The organism is Bradyrhizobium sp. USDA 4516, assembly GCF_054055915.1.
Map to the genome: position 1 here is coordinate 1,978,272 of NZ_JBSRXT010000001.1, position 20,810 is coordinate 1,999,081.

Genomic DNA, 20,810 nt, shown 5'->3' on the forward strand with positions numbered 1-20,810 from the left:
TTACTCGTTGCGGCCGATTGCGTGCTTGGTCGGTTCGGCGGCCTCGCTGCGCAGGTTCTGTGTCTGACCGATCGCAGCACGCAGCATGCCCGCGGCAAGCACGCCTGATATCGAAAGGTTGACGAGAATCGTATTTTTCACGCACTGCTCCAGTTATGCGAACGCCCCCTCGATCACGGCCGGTTCAGATGAACCAGAGCCTCGGCTTCCAGTTCGGTAACGAGCCGTTCGTAATCCGCGGCCTTCCGACTTCCTTCGCGGTCTCCTTGCTTTGCCGCTTGTTGCCAACGACGAAGCGCTTTCACAGCTTCGTCATAATCTGCGCAAATCGCTCTAAACTGCGCGTCGCGATTGAAGCAGCGCCGAATGTCAAGTTCGCGCAGCGGAAAGCGGGTCACAATCGCGCGGAACTCCTCCATGATGAACTCGCTTGTGGCCAACGTGACCTTTGCTGCTGGTTCATCGAGGCTTCAAGGTACGAACATGTTCGTACACGGCGCGACGCTCGTTGAGCGCGCCGTCTCAGGCGCGACGGCTTCAAGGCCGATGCGACCAGCTGTCGCTGCAGTCGGGAACCCGTTGTTCCGATGATTGAAAGCTGTCGCGTCAGCGCCGGCTGCTTGCTTCGCTTACGAGTTGCAACATGTACTGAGAAGGCCTACCGTCGACCGACGATTGGGGTTGCCGGTTGATGCCTGATGTACCCTTCGCTCACGATGCCGTCGGCGGCTCATCCGATATCCCGCGTTGTGATGATTCCGCGGTGCCGCCGGCGCATGTAGCGAAAGAGCTGGACCGCATCCTCTCGAGTCCGCATTTCCAGGCGAGCGAACGGCGGCAAGCTTTCCTTCGTTTCATTGTCGACGAGACGCTTGCAGGCCGCGCTGATAGCCTGAAGGGCTACACAATTGCCTTGGCCGTGTTTCGGCGCGACGACTCTTTCGATCCCCAGGCTGACCCTGTCGTCCGTCTTGAAGCTCGACGATTGCGCCGCGACCTCGATAGCTACTACATGGATTCGGGCCGCGATGATCCGGTACGCATCACAATTCCAAAAGGCTCCTATGTGCCCCATTTTGAGTGGCACAAAATGCATACTGCCGACGCTCCATCTCGCGAGCCTGCTCTTGAACTGCACGATGATTCGACAACTGCTGCTGCTACACGTGCGAATTGGACGACCAAGCCTGGCATCAGGCGCTATGGGCCCGTCGCTGCCGCGCTGGCAGCCGGCGTGGTGGCTTGGATATGGCTTGCAGCAAGACCGCCTCCGTCCCCAATGACGCCACGCGAACCCGCGGTCCTCGTGATGTCATTCACGCCACTGACTCCCGGGGAAAACACGCGGCTCTTCGCCATCGGCATGGGACACGAACTGACCAGCAACCTGTTTCGCTTCGGAGGATTCCGGCTCTACACGTCGCCGTCGAATGCGCTCTCCGCAAAAGGCGACGAGGCGCCCCAACCTAGTCGTCCTCTCGGTGCTTCCTATGTCGTCCGTGGAAGCGTTCAAACGAGCGCCGAAGAAGTGCAAGTCACAACGACTGTCTTCAACGCCGAGAACGACGAGATCGTATGGATGCGGACATACGCTCGACCGTTCGATCCCCAGTCGCTCATGAATGTCCAGCGCGAGCTCGCGAGCGAAATCGCAACCGTCGTCGGCCAATCCTACGGCGTGGTTAGAAACGACATTCGCGCGGACCCACCGAGGAATATGGAAAGCTATCTCTGCGTCTTGCGCGCTCAGGCCTATCGCAGCACGTTCCGGCGCGTCGACTTCGATCCGGCCATGCAGTGTCTTCAGCAAACCGTTCAGCGGGATCCGCAGTATAGCGATTCATGGGCCATGCTTGGATGGCTGCATCTCGACGCCGGACGGTTGGGCTATTCAGCCGACGGCAATCCGCAAACGGAGTATGACAAGGCCCTTGAGGCAACGTCGCGCGCCATCGCCCTGCAGCCGAACAGTCCCCTGGCGCTGAAGGCCCTGGCTGCGGCCTACCATTTCACGGGACGTTACGCCGATAGTGATCGCATCAGCCATCTGGCGATCGACCTCAACCCCAACGATCCCGACATTCTTGCCCAATTCGGCTGGCGTCTCGCCATCCGCGGGAACTTCTCGGAAGGCGTGCCGATGCTCAAGCGCGCGATCGAGCGCACGTTGCATCCGCCAGCCTGGTATCTTCATTTCATCGCGGTCGACCTTTACTTGAAGGGTGAATACAAGCAGATGCTCGACGTGGCCGAGACGGCATCGTTGCGCGATTCCGGATTCAGCCAACTGTTGATTGCGATAGCGAATACAGAGCTGGGGCGCCGCGATGCGACCCAAACGGCCTTGAAAGGAATGTCGCGGTACAAAGCGTTGGCCGATGATCCGGCCGGCTTCTTGCGCCGCAACGGAGCGGCGGATCAGGTTGTCGACACTCTCGTGGCCGGATTGCGCAAGGCCCAGGCTCTCGTCGCAAGCTGACCTTCCCTGCCGTTTCGGCGCCGTTCAGCCGGCATCTTCGGCTTTCGACGGCCATGCCGCCGTCGCCGTTTTTCACTGCGCATGGAATAGACCGCCCGAAGGCGGCCTTCCATGGGTTAGCGGAAACCAAAGCGGCTTACGGGCGAATGCCGTTCTTCCGCGCGCAATCCCGATAGGCGGAATAGCCCGCCGAGTTTCGGGCGGCAGTCGCCCCGCTTGTCATGTTCGCACCGCCGGCGGCAGCGGCTTCATTCGCCTGCCTGAAGCATTCAGCACGAATTGAATCGACATTCTTGCCACTATTCTTCGGAGCCGCATTTGCCGGAACCGCAACCAGCAAGACCAACGTACTAAGCACACATATCTTCCACATAGTCGTCTCCCTGTTCCCTGTAGTGGACCAGCTGCCGTACCAGTTCGCCAATTTGCTGCGTCGGCAGTAAGCGTCAGCATTGTTTCACACAGGGAGGTCTTCAAGGTACGAACACGTTCGTACCTGCCTCGCGCCGCCGGGGTCCGAAGGATCGAGCTTCACCATGCCCGCGGGGGTCGCTTGCGCCCCGAAGCCACGACGCGCTGTATTGAGCATGCATCTTGTGCCAGCGTGGCACGCAGTTGAACCAACGGAACGAAGCACGTTCAGCGGGATTGGTTGAGACACCCTTGCAAGGAGTCCGGATATGCGACCAACCAAGGCTTTGCTGGTTCTCAGCTTCATCGCATCTGCAGCAATGATACTCCCTTATGACGCCCAGGCCCGGCCCAGAGGAGCCGGCGCTCGATCGGCTCACTTCCACGGCGGAGGAATGCGGCCTGGTTGGCACGGCGGCGGCACGCGATGGCATGCCGGCGGTTGGCACGGCGGCCGCGCACGTTGGGCCGGCGGCGGCTATTACCGCGGTGGCGGTTACTATCGAGGCGGTTGGGGCGCCGGAGCTGCCGCAGCCGGTTTGGCGACTGGCGCAGCCATCGGAGCCGCGACGGCCTACAACTCCTGCTATCAGACGCGAAACGTGTGGAACGGTTACGCGTATGTTCAGCAAAGCGTGAGGGTCTGTTAGGCACTTCCTCGTCCGCTATGCCTGCGCGAGTGCGTTTCGCCGACCCTGTCTGGGCCGGCGTCACGCCCTCGCGCGCTACCAGTTAACGCGCAGTCCGGCTTTCCCGCCGTAGGAGAAGCCGCCACCGTCGAACCGGCTCTGATAGGAAGCGTTGGCATAAAGCGACGTGGTCGACGTGACCTGTCCGCTGATGCCGGCATTGATCTCGCCCCACAGGCCGCCAAGGCTGGCCTGGAATGGAACGAAGCCGGTGTCCGACGAGAACAACGTTTTCGGGTTACCGAGGAATTCGTTCCACAGGCTCGGACGGATCCAGGCCGTCAGCGTACGCGGACTGTCATCGACCGCCCATGTTCGGCCAAATCGGGCACCGATCCGGGTTGCGAGCGAATCCACGTCCGCAAAGCGGATTTGCGCCGCGATGTCGCTGGCGTCGTTGATGTGGATGTTCTGATACACCAGTTGCGCCTGCGGCTCGATGAAGAAGCCGCCGGCGAACTTGAAGGGATATCCGCCCTCCACCGACGCAGCACCACCCTGAGCACCGGTCTTCAGCGCCGGAATGCCGCGATTTGCGCTGCTCGTGATGTCGTAGAACGTGCCTTGCAGGATCGAGTCGATGTACCAGCCGGTCGGCCCGAAATGCGTCCAGTAGCCACCGAGCGTGTAGGCGGAGAAGATGTTGTCACCCTGGCTGCCATCGAAATGGGTGACCCGCCCGCGCGCGCCGCCGATCGCGAAATACGCCCCCGCCTGGTCGCGCGAACCGTCGGGACCGTCGTGTCGATAGACATCCATGCCCGCCTGCAGCGCCAGGAAATCATAGCTGAAGTGCGGTCCGGCTTCGCCGCCCAGCACGCCAAAGCTGTCGCCCTGATGCACGCCGTTGACCCCAAGCACGCGACCCCATCCGACCCTGGCGTTCTCGGGATTGGCGCGGAAGCGTTCGTCCTCCTCCTCGCCCACGCGTTCATGCAGCGTGTCGAGCAGGCTGCGTCCGTACAACAGCGTCATCGATGGAATTGCCGCGTAGAGCGAAGTCTCCTCGCGGTAGTCGGGAATATCGCCGCCGCCACCGTCGGCTCCGCCTCCACCTCCACCGCCACCGCCGCCTCCTCCGCCGCCGCCGCCTCCACCTCCGCCGCCGCACCTAGGCACGTTGGGCAGATTGGAGCAGTTGATGAGACCGCCACCGCCGCAGGCGCGCAGATTGGGATGAGCGACACAGTCGAGGGTGTCGCGCAAATACCAGGCTTGCGGGTTGCTGGAGTCGACGCTCGAACGGAACAGCGAATATTGGTAAGGGCCGGCCAAGACCGGGTGAGACAGGCTGAAGGCACCAGCCGTCGTCGTCGCGCCATTGATCGCGTCGACGACGAGGATGCCGTTGCCGGTGGTGAGCGCGCCGCCGCCCGTGGTGTTGCTGATCTTCAGGAACGTGTTGCCGCCTGCGGTGCCGCCATTGATGACGAGCTTGTCCGACGGCGAACCGTCCGTGCCAAGATATGTATTGAGCCCGATGGTGCCGCCCTGGCCGACATAGTTCACTGCCGTCAACGTCTTGTAGCTCGACAGCTGCGTCGGATCACCGACAGGAGACGTGAACTGGATCATGCTCGAAGCGTTGATCAAATTGGTGACGTTCGAATTGCCGGTCATGGTCCAGAGCGAATTGTTTTTCAGCGCGACGCTGGAGGTGCTGCCGGAGTCGGTGAGCGCAACGCCCTGCAGGGTCGAGCTGTCCGCGACGAGGTTGAGCGTGGAGCCGCCGCTGACGTTCAGCCACTGATTGTTGTTCACGACTGCAGTCACGCCGGTCAGGTTTACGCTGCTGGTGCCGCCCGGGGCGGCGATCGACGCACCGTTCGGACTGGTCATGGTGACTCCGGAGAGCGTCGCTGCACCGCCACTGATGTTGAGCGCGTTGGCATCGGCTCCATTGGCCGTGAGTGAGCCACTGGTCATGTTTAGCGTACCGCCGCTTGTCACGCCGGCCGCATGGGTGCCTGCGCCGGAGGTGGTGACCGCCGAGTTGCCGTCGAGCGTGACGCTGCCCGAATCGTCGGCCTGCACTCCGCGGCCTCCGCTGCTGTTCGGAACCGTTACCGTCACGCCGCTCGCCGTGAGCGTGCTGCCGGTGCCGCTGGCCTGCAGGCCGATCTCACCCCCGCCGCTGCCCGTCGCGGCGACGCTGCCTCCCCTCAAGATGATCGCACCGCCGTCGAGCGCCTTCGCGCCGACATCTCCACCGCCGCCGGAGACCGTGACCGCAACACCGTTTGCCGTGACAGTGCTTCCGGACGATTGCGCCAACAGGCCGGTTTCGCCGCCGCCGTTCCCCTCAACGCTGACGATGCCGCCGGTCAGCGTGACCGCCCCACCGGTGTCCGCGCGCGCGCCAACGTCGTTGCCGCCGCCGCCGGGCATCGAAATGGTTGTACCCGTCGAGGTAATCTGGCTGCCGGTGCCCGTTGCCCACAGGCCGGTGTTGCCGCCACCGCCGACCGCATAGGCGATTGAGCTGTTGAGCAGACTGACCGTCGCCGCGTTGGTCGCCTTCGCAGCGACGTTGTTGCCGGCGCCATTGAGACCAATGGTGAGTCCTGTCGCGCTGATCTGACTGCCCGTTCCATCAGCGCTCAGCGCAGTTCCTCCGCCGCCGAAGGCCGGGTTGATGATCGAACCCGACTGAAAGATGATCTGGCCGCCGCCTTGTGCCGACGCGGCAGTGCTCCAGTTGCCGTTGATGCTCGCCCCGGAACTGAAGATGATCGTACCTGCAGCATCGGCCAAACCACCGATACTGCCGCCATTGAAGGGATTGATGTTGACGTTGTTGGTCGTGATCTGAGCGCTCGAACTTGCGTGAACGGCAGGCGTTCCGGTCAACGTCGTATTCGCGTCGATCGCGCAGCTTCCACTCATTGCGGAGACAGTCGAATCCGGCGCGACCGTGCAGGACTGAGCCGAGGCCGCATCAACCAGAGCGGCCGACGCAATCAAGGCAAGCGCGGCGAGCCGGAACCGGCTCCGACAGGCCGCGACACATGGTCTCGGCTTATTCCTGAAGAACTGGACCAATGATTGCAGGGCGGCGCGCACCGACGCCTGTTCCATGCGATTGCGCGCGCAAGATCCAAGGAGAATCGAGCCGGTAAAGCACTTCATTTGCGCCGCCTTCCAAACCTGTCGTTCTCAACAACGTCAAATTGAAAAGAACGGGTTGCTTGGTCGCGGTGCAAAAAGCAGGAGCGGCTACAATTCAAGATCGCATCATCCGACTATCAGGACGAAGATCAACTCGAATGTGGCGATCCGAAACGCGCGCTGCCGTTTGTTGGCAGTTGATGCTTTCGCATCACACAACTTATGCAGTTCGCGCCAAACGTCGCGCTCTCTCGCGCACGTCCGGCGCAACTTGGTGTGACCGTCGTGCAGTTGCGCGATGATGCAACCTTTCATCAATTTGCATTCTCGCCTCCGTCCGGAGTCGTCGGACCAATGGAATTGCCGTCCCATCGTTTGGCATTGATCGCGGCATCCTTGCTCGCCGCGACTCCCTGCCGCACCCATGCCGCCTCTGCTGAAGTCGGCATTCCAAATCGATCGGCAAGTCACGTCGATTTGATGCCGCGCACGAGATGCACAGGAACCACTTCCGGAGGTTGCATTTGGTCAGGTGCGAGAAAACGGGAACCTGCGGACCTGGCATTCAGTCATGCCAAGCTTCGCAAGGCTCGCAAGCAAACCAAATCCAGGGAGCAAGCCATGATGAGTCTAAGAGTTCTTGGCGCGGCCGTGATAGTGGCGTCCGCAGTTTCGAGCCCCGCATCGGCGCAAGCGGTCTTCTCCAACCCGGCCGCCTGTTCATCTCAATTCGCCAGTGCCAACTGCCTCAACAGAGGAGCCGGGAGCCCGTACGACAGCAGGCGGGGCTATTATCAGCGGCGAACCGCCTATCGCGAACCCGTGGGGCCGGTGGGGGCCGCTGCCGGCGTGGCCGGCGCTGCCGTCGGAACCGCCGCGGCGATCGCGACCGCTCCCTTCGGCGGCTGGCGCAATTCCTACGCCGCATACGGCACCTACGATCGGCCCGCCGCATATGGCGACTACTATGCGTGGAACGGCGACTGGAACAGTTACGCGTCGCACAACGGCATCGTCTGCAGGCCCGGCACCTTTTTCAAGGGATCCGACGGACTCCAGCACCCCTGCCAATAGGGCTCTTCTGCTCTCAGACTAATCTACAGGCGGCCTGCATGGGCCGCCTGCTCCAGTCCTGCCGGTCGCGTCGACAGCGCCTGCGCGGCTGAAGGATCGTATGCGCCCGAGCTGCCTAGTCGGATCGACGACAATATCCGGCTTCGTCCTCCGCGCTGCGCCGGAACGAGCGCCTGCGCGGAGCGATTGCTGGATGCGCAGCCCACCGATACCGACATTCAGTGCAGGTTTCGATGCGGCCCGAGCTGCTCGTCCGACTCAGCAATCATCCGATCCGACGTCGGCTTCTGATGATATGTCGGCCACTAACCTGCGCGGGAAGATCCGGCTCTGTCGAGCCGTCCACGCAGTCGAGGCAATCGACCTATCTGGGTTGGGATCGATCGATGGCCCCGCTGTCCAGCAATGGCGCGGCATCGATGTTGTGCGCGTCCATCAGCATGGCCAGCCGCTCTACTGCAGCAAGGATCATGGCCTGCTCCCATTGCGGCAACTGGACGAAGCGATCTGTAAACGTCAGGTGAAGCAAGTCGGGTGCGTTGGCCACGATGTCCCTGCCTGCCGGCGTCGCCGTCAGAAGGAACTGGCGCTTGTCGTTTGCGTTACGCTGGCGCTGCACTAGATCGAGCGCCACAAGCCGATCGACGATCGTCGTGATCGTTGCCTGACCGAACTGAAGCGCCTGCGCAATGACACCCGGTGTGGTTTTCTCGCGCGCGTCGATCTCTCGCAACACGAGCCATTGCGATGTCGTAAGGCCGGTCGCAATGGCCAGCTGGCGACTGCCGATCTCAGTTGCCCGCAGCACTCTTCGCAGGGCGCGCAGCGTCAGTGAGGCGATCTCTGATTTCATGTGGCTTTTCTTATAGCTACGGCCGCGCCGAGGCGAATCGTAACCGGTTCCAAGTCAGCCCTTCAAATTTTATTCGGATAACGAAATATCTACGAAGCTTTTGATGTGAGATCTCAAGCCAATTTTCAAGATTTCGCCACTTATTTTCCTATAAGGTAAAGCGCTATATATTTCGGAGAATGAAGCGATTAATTCGAAATCTGAAGCAATAGCCGGCCCTCGGGTCGACGCTTTCGGTGGATCCTCGCCAGTGGCTTTCGACGCTGCTCCGGATGTCAACGAAGCGTTCCAGTTGAGAAAGCCGTCGCCCGCTGACGGCCCCGCGGTTACCCGCCTGGTCGCAGCCTGCGCGCCACTGGACTCCAATTCCGCCTATTGCAACCTCCTCCAGTGCACGCACTTCACGGACTCCTGCCTCGTTGCGGAACGTCACGCGCAAATTCTAGGATGGGTTTCAGGTTATCGCCCGCCTTCGGAACCGAACAGCTTCTTCGTCTGGCAGGTCGCGGTCGCGAAGGCGGCGCGCGGCAAAGGCCTTGCTCAGCGCATGATCAACGCGCTGCTGGATCGCCCTTCCGCCGAAAGTGCCAAGTATCTCCTCACCACAGTGACCGACGACAACGCTCCATCCTGGGCATTGTTCAACGGACTGGCCCGCGCGTGGGGCGCTCCGCTGATCCGCAGTGTGATGTTCGAGTGCGACGCGCATTTCGCCGGTAAGCACGCCACAGAGTGGTTGGCCCGCATTGGCCCCCTGCCAAACCGACAGCCCGGAGCCAGAGATCAGGAGAACTGACGACATGACCACAACAACCACACTTGCTCGCCATACACGACCCAAGCCGACCAGCCATATCCCGGACCGATCCATTTACGAACGCCGGGAGTCGGTCGTGCGGAGCTATGCGCGCACCATGCCGCGCCAGTTCAGCCGAGCTGACAATGTCTGGATGTATGATAATCAGGGCGGACGCTATCTAGACTTCCTGTCGGGATGCTCGACGCTTAATTACGGACACAATCATCCCGCGCTGAAGCAAGCGCTGATCGACTACATCTCGACTGACGGCATCACGCACGGGCTTGACCTGCATACCGACGCCAAGGCGGAGTTCCTCGAAACATTCGAGTCGCTGATTCTGAAGTCACGCGGGCTGGACTACCGCGTGATGTTCACCGGACCGACCGGCACTAACGCGGTCGAGGCCGCCATCAAACTGGCCCGCAAGGTGACCGGCCGTGGACTGGTGATCGCTTTCACGAACGGTTTCCACGGCATGACCCTCGGTGCGCTGGCCTGCACCGGCAATGCCGCCAAGCGCACCGGCGCGGGCGTACCACTCAGCCATGTCAGCCACGAGCCTTACGATGGCTATCACGGCCCGGATCTCGACACCGCCGCGCTGCTGGAACGGCGGCTGTCCGACCCTTCCAGCGGGCTCGATGCGCCGGCCGCGATTCTAGTCGAGACGGTTCAGGGCGAAGGCGGTCTCAACACCGCATCGCCGGATTGGCTGCGTGCAATCGCCGATATCGCAAAACGCCACGGCGCACTCCTTATCGTCGACGATATTCAAGCCGGATGCGGACGCACCGGTCCGTTTTTCAGCTTTGAAGGCATGGGTTTTACGCCCGACATCGTCACCATGGCAAAATCGCTGTCCGGCATGGGGCTTCCCTTCGCGCTGACACTGTTCCGACCCGAGTTGGATCAATGGTTGCCCGGCGAACACAACGGCACGTTCCGGGGCAACAATCACGCCTTCATCACGGCCACCGCGTCTCTGCGGAACTTCTGGAAGGATGACGAGTTCGAGCAGGACATCCAGCGCAAGGGACGATTGCTCGCACGACGCCTGGATGCCATCGCTTCTGGATTCGGCCTTTCGACACGCGGCCGCGGCATGATGCGCGGCATCGACGTCGGGTCCGGTGAAACTGCCGATGCCATCACCAGCGCCTGTTTTGCCGCCGGACTCATCATCGAAACGAGCGGCGCACACGACGAAATCGTCAAGGTGCTTGCACCTCTCATTATCGACGACGCCGCTCTCTCGGCCGGCCTCGACATCATCGAGGAGTCGGTCCGCGCGGTGCGGACCGGCAGCTACGGCATTGCAGCCGAATAACGAAAGGAAAGAACAATGATCGTTCGTCAACTCCGCGACATTCAAAAGACCGATCGTCTCGTCAAATCGAAGGGCTGGGACAGTGCCCGCCTTCTGCTCAAGAGCGACGGCATGGGCTTCTCTTTCCACATTACGACGATGTACGCGGGCGAAGAACTCAAGATGCACTACCAGAACCATCTCGAGGCGGTTTTCATACTGAAGGGAACCGGGACCATCGAAGACCTCGGGACCGGCGAAACGCACAAGCTCGCACCGGGCATCATGTACGCACTCAACAAGAACGACCAGCATATCGTTCGCCCGGACACTGACCTCCTGACGGCCTGCGTGTTCAACCCGCCGGTCACCGGCCAGGAAGTGCACGATGAGACTGGTGCCTATCCGACTGATGTCGAAGCGCCGCGCGAGGCGGCCGTTAACTCCTGAAACAACTGAAAGAGGGAAAGGCATTGACAGACATTTACCCATCCCGTCTCACCTCGGAGGCCCAGATGCTTCCGCGTCTCGATCCCGTTATTCATAGCGACTGGAGCGAGAGCGCACCGCTAACGCGGCAGCAGGCCGAGCAGTTCGATCGCGATGGCTTCCTCGTGCTCAAGGATGTCCTCTCTCCCGAGGAAGTCGACCACCTGCAGACGCAGGCAAAGAAACTGCTATCGAGCCCTAACGGCCTCAATCCGGAAACGATCATCGCCGAGCCGGACAGCCAAGAAATCCGTTCGGTCTTCGAGATCCACTCTCAGAGTAGAGTGATCGGGCGCCTCGCCGCCGACGCACGCTTGGCAGGCATCGCTCAGTTCCTGCTGAACGACAAGGTCTACATCCATCAGTCACGCCTGAACTACAAGCCCGGCTTCGAAGGCAAGGAGTTCTACTGGCACTCCGACTTCGAGACTTGGCACGTGGAAGACGGCATGCCGCGCATGCGAGCACTCTCCATGTCAGTCCTGCTGGCGGAAAATACGCCGGACAATGGCCCCCTGATGCTGATGCCCGGATCGCACCGCGTCTTCCTGACCTGTATTGGCGCGACGCCGGAAGACCACTATCGCACGTCACTGAAGAAGCAGGAGTATGGCGTGCCCGACCGGCAAAGTCTGACCGAGTTGGCGCACCGCCACGGCATCGTGGCGCCAACCGGTAAGGCGGGCACGGTGGTGATCTTCGATTGCAACACGATGCACGGATCGAACGGCAACATCACGCCATTTCCACGCGCTAACGCGTTCTTCGTCTATAACGCCGTGAGCAACCGGCTGCAGGCGCCATTCGGCGTCAAAGAACCGCGGCCGAGCTTCGTTGCCGCGCGCAGCGACCCGAAAGCTCTCGTGCCTCAGCACGGCCCGTTGATGGAGGATGCTCTCGCATGAGCGGTTTTCATAGTGTCGAGAAGATCGGCGGCACATCGATGGCCGCGACTGGCACGCTATTCGACGACGTTCCGATCGCGGAGCGCAAGGGCGAGGACCTTTACAATCGCGCCTTTGTCGTCTCCGCCTGTGCCGGGATGACTGACCTGCTGCTGGAGCACAAGAAGACCTACGAGCCTGGTATCTATGCACGCTTTGTTGCCGATGACGGCGCGGACGGATGGCGTCAAGCGATGGCCGACAGCGACATCGCTTGGCCAGGCTTGGTGTTCGATGCGCTGCGAGCCCTCGATAACGCACGAATCGACGTGATTGCGACGCGGCATCAGATTCGCAATGCTGACGTTCAGTTCGTCGTGACCGTTTGCCACTTCGATGCTAGCGCTAGGGTTCTGCATCGTGTCCCGGTGGAGGCCGACGGGGAAGCGGAAGGCCGGCGCCCGGCCTGACGGCGCGCGTCGCAATCGTCATGCTCGCGGCAATCTCCCCGGTTCGTAGCCTGCTGCTCGCCATCTTTATGCTCATGGCGGGAAGCGGGTTTATGGCGACGCTCCTGAGTTTGCGGCTCGAGCGGGCGGGACAGGGCACGATCGTGATCGGCGCGGTGGCGACCGCCTATTTTGCCGGGCTGGTCGTCGGAGCCCTGCGCTCGGGGCGTATCGTCCGGCGCGTGGGACATATCCGCGCCTTTGCGGCGTTCGTTGCGCTTCTCTCCGCGAGCACGCTCGGCTACGCGCAAATCGTCCATCCTCTGCTCTGGTCGGGACTGCGGCTGATCGACGGCTTCTGCGTCGCCGGCGTCTTCGTCTGTCTCGAGAGCTGGCTAAACGAACGCGCTGACGCGGCCTCGCGCGGCAGCATTCTAGCGGCCTACATGGTTGCACTATATTGCGGACAGGCGGTGGGACAGTTGCTGCTTGGAGCCAGCGGTGATTTGCCTGCTGTTCCGTTTCAACTAGCGTCAATGCTAATCTCGCTCGCGATCATTCCACTTTGTCTCACACGCAACTCGGCGCCGCCGCCTGCCGAAGCCGCGGCGTTCGGAACCCGAACACTCTTTGCCGCATCACCCCTCGGTGCTGTCGGAGCAATGACGACCGGCTTGATGTTAGGGGCATTTTACGGATTGGCCGCAGTGCAGGTTCGACGCCTAGGGTTCGATTTATCGCAGACAGCCCACTTCATGATGATCGTGATTCTTGGCGGCGTGATCCTGCAATGGCCGCTCGGACGCATTTCCGACCGTTATGATCGTCGCCAGGTCATCGTGCTCAGTTTCGCGGCAACCCTGTGTATCAGCTTGGTCATCTCCTTTCTCTCGTCGGTCGGCCCGTGGCTGCTGATTCTCGGAACAATGTTTGGTGGCCTCAGCTTCGCGCTCTATCCACTCTGCGTGGCCCATTGCAACGACCGTCTGCACGCCGCACAACGTATCGCCGCAAGTGGACGGCTGGTGCTGCTGTATTCCGTCGGCGCCGCGCTCGGGCCGATCGGTGGAGCGATATTCATGACAGGCTGGAGCAGCGGCGGGCTTTTCCTTTTCATCGCCCTTTGCGCCGGCGGCGCGGCCGCGTTCGGCATGTGGCGGCAGACGGCAACCCCGCCTGTTCCTGCACCCGAGCAGCAGGACTTTCAGATTCTTCCACGCACGACGCCGATTGCATCGCTGCTTGACCCCAATACGCCCGACGCAGCGGTGATCGGAGAACAGCAATCGTGAATGCCCCCGTTTCCGCACCTGATCCAACTGCTGATCGCGCCACGTTGCGCCGTGCGATTGCCGCCTCTGCCGTCGGCAATGCGACGGAATGGTTCGACTACGGCATTTATGCGTATGGCGTGACGTACATTTCCGCGGCACTGTTTCCCGGCGACGTCGGGGAAGCGGTGCTTTTTGCGTTGGCCACGTTCGCGATCTCCTTCCTCATACGGCCGCTAGGCGGGATATTCTGGGGATCGCTGGGAGACCGGGTGGGCCGAAAATCCGTGTTGGCGCTAACGATACTGCTGATGTCGGGCGCGACGCTGTGCGTCGGGCTTATTCCCCCCTACAACAGCGTCGGCTTCTGGGCGCCACTGTCGCTCGTTCTTCTCCGCATCGTACAGGGCTTTTCGACCGGTGGCGAATACGGCGGCGCCGCGACGTTCATGGCCGAGTACGCTCCCGATGACCGACGCGGCTTTTATGGGAGTTTCCTGGAGTTCGGAACGCTGGCCGGCTTCTCGCTGGGCGCATTCCTGATGTTATCCTTCTCGCTCTTTCTGGGTGATCAGGCGATGCACGACTGGGGATGGCGCGTTCCGTTTCTGGTCGCCGCGCCAATGGGCCTCGTCGGCGCGTATCTGCGCGCGAGAATGGAAGATACGCCGGTCTTCCGTGCCCACGAAACCGCAAGCCAGGCACGATCCTCACCAGGCCTGATCGCCCTTCTGGCACGTCACCGGCGTCCTATGCTCGTCGTCGGCGGCCTGGTGGTTGCGCTCAATGTCGTCAATTATACGCTGCTCAGCTACATGCCAACCTATCTACAGAGCCGCATCGGCCTGTCGCCGGATGAGGCGCTTGCGGTGCCCCTCCTCGGCATGCTGTTCATGATGCTGTTCCTGCCATTTGCTGGCCGGCTCTCGGACCGAATCGGGCGCCGTCCGATGTGGAGCTTCTCCCTGATCGGGTTGTTTCTGCTGGTGGCCCCTCTCTACATGCTCATGGGCACGGGCCTCGTCGGCGCCTGTGTCGGCTTCATTCTTCTCGGGCTGCTCTACGTACCGCAACTCGCGACCATTTCGGCGACTTTCCCGGCCATGTTTCCCACCCATGTGCGTTTCGCCGGCTTCGCCGGCGCTTACAACATTTCGACATCCATTTTTGGCGGCACGGCGCCGGCAATCAACAGCGGCCTTATCTCTGTTACCGGGAACGAGCTGATGCCGGCCTACTACATGATGGCTACATGCGTTGTTGGGCTGATCGCGCTGCGCTTCATGCCGGAGACAGCCGGACGGACTCTTTATGAAGATCCTTTCGCGCGATAGGCCTAGCTAGCACGCCAAGCTTCCGAGGCCGAGGAACGGCTGGAGCGCCTTTATGCGGCCATTGAGAGCGGCGCTATCGATGGTACCGATGGATCCGGATCCCTCAAGAACCGGATCGCCGCGTTGATGGCAAGCCGGGGTAGGGCCGTTGTGACTCTCCATTATGCGAAGAAGTCGAGTGCAACCCCATCCAGATTGACCCGATCGCTATCGATCGGTTCATCCGCCTGATGCGTCAGCAACTCGTGTCGGGCGACGTCGCTGCTCGGAAGGCCTATCTCGCAAGCGTGGTCGACGCGATCATCGCGTCGGAGGACCGTCGGCTCAAATGACAACATCCGGTCCGTTCTCGGCCGAAAGGGTCAACCCAAACCTTGGTTTCATAAATCTGTTCAGGAGTGGTGCCCAGGGGCGGCTCCGCACTACGGAGATAACGCGTTGATAAGACCAATGTATTTTGAATCCGACGGACGGACTACCAACGTCTCTACCAACAATTTTGCGAATGTTGGTAGTTGGGGATAATGAATGCCCGGCGGACGCACCAACAGACAACAACGGCGCCATTCCCGACGTGGGTAGGTGCGCTCTGATTTGTTCGTCTGTTTACGCTTATTTTGAACGTTGAGCTGCTGAATTTTCGAGGCGATTTTCTCGAAGCTCGGTGACCGACGACAAGACTGCATTCCGATGCCGATCAATGCGACGCCGATCATTACCGTATGCCACCATCCGCGCCGCGTCAGACCTGCGCCAGCAGTCACCTAAGGACAAAAGCCTACTCAGGCGACGCGTCGGACTCGGCAATGCGGTGGAGCAATGAACGCTCTTACGACGCACTCATTTTCAACTAGCGAGCTGCGCGCCGGACGAAAAGCCAACGATTGGTCACAACGAATTTGTCGCGTCCAGAAGTGCGAGAAGTGATCGCACTATCACCAAGCGCCGACGCCCGATCGTTGTCGTGATAATTTGGCCAGTTCCTATCAACTCGTAAACTTTTGTACGTCCCAAGCCAGTTACGACGCAAGCTTCGTCGACGGTGCAACTGAGCCGCTCAGCAAACGGGACGAATTTCGCATCGTGACCATTTGGAGGAGACAATCTATTTGCAGCCTCCTTTCGTGAATCGTTCTCCAATTGGCTGCCCGTCATCGTCTCTCCTTGTCGCGAATGCAGTTGCTTGATTAAAGCGTGCTGGAGACAGATCAGATGATATAAAGAGCAACAGCGAGAACACTTCAACAGCCTGAAAAATCGCGAAGAAGAGCTACGGCAATTTCAAGCCAGTTTTCCTGTATCCACGTCCAGGTCCGGCAAGTTTGGACGCATGTGGTGATGCAGTACAATAAAGCGTGAACCGTCGAAGAGCTTCAAAGCCGCGGCACGACTATCCTTGCACCGCCCGGGCGATTGCGTGACTTCGCGTCCAGCGCCGCTTGCCGCGTCTAGCCGCCTCCGCGGTGAGCGGCATATTCCTCGCCATCGATCGGCGCCAAATGGGCAGGTCAAAATTGAGATGGGGACGCGCGACGCCAACTTCGCCACCACTTCCCCCTCAAGCAAGAGGTCAACGAACACTTTGGCCGCACTCGACGCGCCGGAGGTCCACGGGAGGGGACCCTCCCGTCAGAACCGATCGAGGCGCGATCTGCCGACGAGCGGCGGACAAATTAGCGAAGGAATCCGAGTTCGCATTGTCGTTCGACAAAGCAACGGTTCGTTCGATCCTAATTCTTTGTTCTATCCCGTCCGTACCAATGTCCGAGCATGAGGATGAGCAATCCAGCGATCAGCATTGGGACACCGGCGACATAGAAAATGTGCTGCGCGCTGAGGTGATACGCGAGCAATGCCCCAATCAACAGCGGCCCACCGATGCCGCCTAATCTGCCTATCCCGAGAGCCCAGCCCACGCCGGTGGATCTGATCGAGGTCGGATAGTAAATCGCCGCCAACGCGATCACGCTCTTCTGTCCGCCGCTGACGCAAAAGCCCGCGCAAAATGCCGTCGCCACCATCCTCCAGCTCTGCTTGTCGATCGAATAGCCGAACAAGACAACAAACAGAACGCCGGCCAGATAAACCGTGGCAAGGGACCCATAGGGTCCGATACGATCCATCGCTGGTCCGATCGCGAATGCGGCGACGATGCCACCGACGGTGGTCATTGTGGTGGCGAGCGCGACTGTGTTGAGAGAATGGCCGACATTCGTCAGCATCGACGGCAGCCAGCTTTGCAGCGCGTAGAATTCGGCGAGATTGAGCATAAACACGGCCCATATCACCAGTGTTCCGACACCGCGACCAGACGAAAATAGACTTCCAACCGTGCTGCGCGGCTCAGCCACCTCAGTGACGAACTGCGCCGGCCCCTGCACCGGCAACGCGCGATCCACTCGACGCACTACACGCCAGACGGCTTCCGGCTTCGCGTTCGTGCGGATCAGGAAGTCCATCGACTCAGGTAAGAACATAAGCGTCAGGATTGCGAGGACCGTGGGCGCGGCTGCGCCGATCCACAGCATCGATCGCCAGCCATATTCAGGAATAGCCCAGGCTGCAACCGCGCCCGCAGCGACGAAGCCGAGCGAGAATCCGCAATAGATTGCCAACACGAACGTCGCGCGCAGGCGAGCGGGGCTGAACTCCGTCGTCAGGGCAATAGCGCTGGGTATCACGGCCCCAAGCGCGATGCCGGTGACGAAGCGCAACATTATCAATTCGGTGACATTCGTTGCGAAGATGGTGGCGAACGTCGGCAGCGCGAATGCAAACGTCGAAATAACCACTAACCTGCGATGGCCGAAGCGATCCGACAACGGCGAGACAAGTAGATAACCGACCATCAAGCCGCCCAACGCCGACGAAAAGATCGGCCCGAGAAGTTGCTTCGTGAGCCCGAATTCTTTTGCAATCGCCGGCGCCATGTAGCTGATGGCTTGCGTATCGAAGCCGTCGAGGAACATGACAAGGCCACACAAGGCGACGATCACGTATTGTGTGATACCGGTGCGACGCGAGTTAATGAATGATGGGACGTCGAAAGCAACCTCGGCACTCCTCATTTCCTCACCTATGCTGGCCAAATGATTTTGGTCCGATAAGTTCTTGTTGTTGGTCGGTTGATCCGATCATACGGCGCCGCAGGTCTTATGGAGTGCGGGCAACTGTCAGTCGACCGTTTGCAGGAGCCGCGCCGGCGGCGTGTCCGACGAGCCGCTGGGGATGAACGCGTCCGCGTAGAAGTGATCCCTCGGCAATCCGCCAAGCGTCTCGAATTCGCTACGCGCGGCATCGATCATCATGGGATTGCCGCAGGCATAGACACGTCGGTCCGACAGATCCGCAAGATCATCAAGCACCGCAGCATGCAGCAGACCGCGACGCCCAGACCAATCGGCGTCAGGTTGAGATAGCACCGGAACGAAGGTGAACCACGGATATCGCTTGGCCCACTTCTCGCACGTGTCCGCGAGATAAAGATCAGCCTTGCTCCGTCCTCCCCAATAGAAGCGTACTTCACGATTGAGCCCACGACGGATCATGTCATCGAGGATCGATTTCAGAGGCGCGAAGCCAGTGCCGGTCGCGATGAACACATAGCGCGCCTGCTCATCTTCCCGCAGATAAAACTCGCCGAACGGCACCTCGACCTCGAGCTTGTCGTCGAGCCGCAACGAAGCGAGAACTTTTTCGGAAAACTCGCCACCGGGCACGTGCCGAATGTGCAACTGCACGCCATCGCTCTGCTGCGGAGGGTTGGCCATCGAGAAGCTCCGCTCGTCGCCGTCCGGCGTGCGGATGCGGAGATACTGCCCCGCCTTGAATTTGGCGCGAATGCTGGCCGGAAAGCGCAACTGCAGGATGGCCACGTCATCCGTCGGGCGCGACATGCGAAAGACCCTCGCCTGAATATTCTTCCGCGCCAACGGATCGTGGCGTTGGATTCGTCGCGGCCGAATAGTTAGATCGCTCTTAGCGGTCGCTGAGCAGAACAACACCTTGCCGGAGGGACCCACAATCTCTTTTGATCGCTGTTTGACGTTGCCCTTGCTTAGAAAGCCTTCACAGGACGCGCAAACGCCCTTCCTGCATGAGTACGGCATTGTGAAACCTGCGCGCTCCGCCGCGACGAGAATCGTTTCGCCGTCATTGCAGGGAAAGCTTATGTCGGCGTCTTCGACCGCGATTGTATACGTCATACGGTTTCCCTGAATTGATTGGCGCCTGCGACGAGCTGGATGCATCGCAGGACGGGCGTCGGATCGGCAATGCCTTTGCCCGCAATGTCGAAGGCGCTGCCATGGCCGACGCTTGAAAACATCAGACCGGCACCAATCGACATTGCAGCCGAATTCCGGCCCGCCATCAGCTTGATCGGGATGTGTCCCTGGTCGTGATACATTGCCACGAACGCATCGAAGCCTTGCCGACCGAGCATCAGGTCGGCGCCCACCGGCCCCTCGATATCGATGCCTTCCGCCTTCAGCTGTTCGACCAGTGGCTTGACGATACGATCATCATCATCGCCGAATAGACCGCCTTCGCCTGCGTGGGGATTGATGCCGAACACGCCAAGCCGTGGTTGGGCAATGCCCTGACGTTTCAATGCATCGATCGTTGTGCGAACGGCGCGTTCGATCAGTGTAGGCGTGATCCGCTCAAGTGCACCGGCAAGCCGCTCGTGCAATGTCACGTGGACGATGCGCAGCCCCGCGCCGACCAGCATGAGAAACACTTCATCCTCGGACACCTTCTTCAACCGCGCCAGCAGGCTCGGATAACCGGAAAACTTGATGCCGGCCGAGTTCACGTTGGTCTCGGAATGCGGACACGCCACGATACTGTGGGCGCGCCCTCGCGCCATGAGGTCGAGCGCCGCCTCGACATAGGCGACGGTCGCACGGCCGCCTTCTGCGCACCCTTGCCCCGGCTGGAAGGCTTTGGGCCCCAAAGCCGTAACGGGATGATAACGCAGGGCCGACTTGTCAAGGAATGACCCGTCTCGTGTCAGCGGCCAGCCCGCCGCGAATTTGTCCGTGTAGAAGCGGATTACGTGCTCATCGCCCACCAGAATCGGACGCGCTTCAGACTGCGCCTTCGCGCACAGCATCGCGGCCTTGACCGCGATTTCGGGGCCGATGCCATTAGGATCGCCGATTGTCAGCGCAACAGCTTTCGGAGTCATAACGGCAGCGCCAGTAATGTGTCGATCCGCGAACTGTCACACACCACCGTGCGCTCGTGCAGTCGCGCTGTATCACTCACGATCTCATAGACGTCAAAATAGCGGCCGGTGGCGTAGATCGACGTGTCACCGTCTTGCACGATGCGTGCCACCATGAATGGCGTCTCACTCCTCACCATTGCACCATCTTCCGACAGGATTGACGGCAGACCGAGGATGTGGCGATAGCTCTGCCGCTCGTAGATATTGGCTTCGCGCAGGGCGGAGACGCGGTCGGTCAGCATGCCACGTGAGTTAGCGAACACGATGCCGGCCTCGAGCCCGTCGCGATAGTTTGACGCGGTGGTGATTTTGTAGAGGCAGGGACCGTGAAACAGGCTCGGCCATTCCTCAAGACGATCATCGTCGATGCACCGCGCATAATCGGCCTGCGCTTTGGTGATGTATTGCAGAGAGTTACCACTCATGGC

19 protein-coding genes are annotated in these 20,810 nt (G+C 60.6%); 9 read left to right on the forward strand and 10 right to left on the reverse strand.

Annotated elements, in window-relative coordinates:
- Together ACVI1L_RS09280 and ACVI1L_RS09285 are read right to left on the reverse strand one after the other, a co-directional pair.
- Positions 1-141, reverse strand: a complete 141-nt coding sequence (locus ACVI1L_RS09280) for a hypothetical protein (RefSeq protein WP_194295343.1) — start codon at positions 139-141, stop codon at positions 1-3.
- A 32-nt stretch (positions 142-173) separates the two neighbouring features.
- A complete protein-coding gene (locus tag ACVI1L_RS09285; RefSeq protein WP_456782757.1) occupies positions 174-419 on the reverse strand; it encodes a hypothetical protein in 246 nt (81 codons plus the stop codon).
- Between the two features lie 272 nt (positions 420-691).
- Between ACVI1L_RS09285 and ACVI1L_RS09290 the strand changes: the two genes are divergently transcribed.
- Positions 692-2,479, forward strand: coding sequence for a tetratricopeptide repeat protein (locus ACVI1L_RS09290; protein ID WP_456782758.1), 1,788 nt, complete (start codon positions 692-694; stop codon positions 2,477-2,479).
- A 1,136-nt stretch (positions 2,480-3,615) separates the two neighbouring features.
- Here the strand turns inward: ACVI1L_RS09290 and ACVI1L_RS09295 are convergent.
- Positions 3,616-6,465: an autotransporter family protein gene (locus ACVI1L_RS09295; protein ID WP_456782759.1), complete on the reverse strand. Its 2,850-nt coding sequence runs from the start codon at positions 6,463-6,465 to the stop codon at positions 3,616-3,618.
- A 498-nt stretch (positions 6,466-6,963) separates the two neighbouring features.
- Between ACVI1L_RS09295 and ACVI1L_RS09300 the strand changes: the two genes are divergently transcribed.
- Positions 6,964-7,761, forward strand: coding sequence for a hypothetical protein (locus ACVI1L_RS09300; RefSeq protein WP_456782760.1), 798 nt, complete (start codon positions 6,964-6,966; stop codon positions 7,759-7,761).
- A gap of 364 nt (positions 7,762-8,125) precedes the next feature.
- Here ACVI1L_RS09300 and ACVI1L_RS09305 read toward each other — a convergent pair whose 3' ends face one another.
- Positions 8,126-8,614, reverse strand: a complete 489-nt coding sequence (locus tag ACVI1L_RS09305) for a MarR family winged helix-turn-helix transcriptional regulator (RefSeq protein WP_057017678.1) — start codon at positions 8,612-8,614, stop codon at positions 8,126-8,128.
- Positions 8,615-8,864: 250 nt separating this feature from the next.
- On the opposite strand from ACVI1L_RS09305, the gene ectA reads away from it, so the two are divergent.
- The 7 genes from ectA to ACVI1L_RS09340 all read left to right on the forward strand — a co-directional run bounded on the left by ectA (position 8,865) and on the right by ACVI1L_RS09340 (position 15,149).
- On the forward strand, positions 8,865-9,410 hold the full coding sequence (gene ectA / locus ACVI1L_RS09310) for a diaminobutyrate acetyltransferase (protein WP_225160841.1): 546 nt from the start codon (positions 8,865-8,867) through the stop codon (positions 9,408-9,410).
- A gap of 4 nt (positions 9,411-9,414) precedes the next feature.
- Entirely contained in the window at positions 9,415-10,743 is a 1,329-nt protein-coding gene (ectB, locus tag ACVI1L_RS09315) for a diaminobutyrate--2-oxoglutarate transaminase (RefSeq protein WP_456782761.1), read from the forward strand.
- 15 nt (positions 10,744-10,758) lie between these two features.
- On the forward strand, positions 10,759-11,172 hold the full coding sequence (locus tag ACVI1L_RS09320; protein WP_076827282.1) for an ectoine synthase: 414 nt from the start codon (positions 10,759-10,761) through the stop codon (positions 11,170-11,172).
- A gap of 65 nt (positions 11,173-11,237) precedes the next feature.
- Positions 11,238-12,116 carry an ectoine hydroxylase gene (thpD, locus tag ACVI1L_RS09325; RefSeq protein ID WP_456782762.1) on the forward strand — a complete coding sequence of 293 codons (879 nt, stop codon included), beginning with the start codon at positions 11,238-11,240 and terminating at the stop codon, positions 12,114-12,116.
- Positions 12,113-12,565, forward strand: a complete 453-nt coding sequence (locus ACVI1L_RS09330) for a hypothetical protein (RefSeq protein WP_456782763.1) — start codon at positions 12,113-12,115, stop codon at positions 12,563-12,565. Before thpD ends, ACVI1L_RS09330 begins: the two co-directional genes overlap by 4 nt.
- A 20-nt stretch (positions 12,566-12,585) precedes the next feature.
- The gene (locus ACVI1L_RS09335; protein WP_456782764.1) at positions 12,586-13,836 is read left to right on the forward strand and encodes an MFS transporter; all 1,251 of its coding nucleotides are present in this window, start codon (positions 12,586-12,588) and stop codon (positions 13,834-13,836) included.
- Entirely contained in the window at positions 13,833-15,149 is a 1,317-nt protein-coding gene (locus tag ACVI1L_RS09340; protein ID WP_199805256.1) for an MFS transporter, read from the forward strand. The genes ACVI1L_RS09335 and ACVI1L_RS09340 overlap by 4 nt, the downstream gene beginning before the upstream one ends.
- A gap of 422 nt (positions 15,150-15,571) precedes the next feature.
- Here ACVI1L_RS09340 and ACVI1L_RS09345 read toward each other — a convergent pair whose 3' ends face one another.
- The 6 genes from ACVI1L_RS09345 to ACVI1L_RS09370 form a co-directional block, all read right to left on the reverse strand.
- Positions 15,572-15,865, reverse strand: coding sequence for a hypothetical protein (locus tag ACVI1L_RS09345; protein ID WP_456782765.1), 294 nt, complete (start codon positions 15,863-15,865; stop codon positions 15,572-15,574).
- 172 nt (positions 15,866-16,037) lie between these two features.
- The gene (locus tag ACVI1L_RS09350) at positions 16,038-16,304 is read right to left on the reverse strand and encodes a helix-turn-helix domain-containing protein (protein ID WP_076827263.1); all 267 of its coding nucleotides are present in this window, start codon (positions 16,302-16,304) and stop codon (positions 16,038-16,040) included.
- 575 nt (positions 16,305-16,879) lie between these two features.
- Entirely contained in the window at positions 16,880-18,217 is a 1,338-nt protein-coding gene (locus ACVI1L_RS09355) for an MFS transporter (protein ID WP_076827261.1), read from the reverse strand.
- Positions 18,218-18,322: 105 nt separating this feature from the next.
- Positions 18,323-19,354, reverse strand: a complete 1,032-nt coding sequence (locus ACVI1L_RS09360; protein ID WP_076827259.1) for a 2Fe-2S iron-sulfur cluster-binding protein — start codon at positions 19,352-19,354, stop codon at positions 18,323-18,325.
- Positions 19,351-20,340, reverse strand: a complete 990-nt coding sequence (locus ACVI1L_RS09365; RefSeq protein WP_076827257.1) for a PdxA family dehydrogenase — start codon at positions 20,338-20,340, stop codon at positions 19,351-19,353. The genes ACVI1L_RS09360 and ACVI1L_RS09365 overlap by 4 nt, the downstream gene beginning before the upstream one ends.
- Positions 20,337-20,807, reverse strand: coding sequence for an aromatic-ring-hydroxylating dioxygenase subunit beta (locus ACVI1L_RS09370; protein ID WP_076827255.1), 471 nt, complete (start codon positions 20,805-20,807; stop codon positions 20,337-20,339). The genes ACVI1L_RS09365 and ACVI1L_RS09370 overlap by 4 nt, the downstream gene beginning before the upstream one ends.
- Positions 20,808-20,810 lie beyond the last annotated feature (3 nt).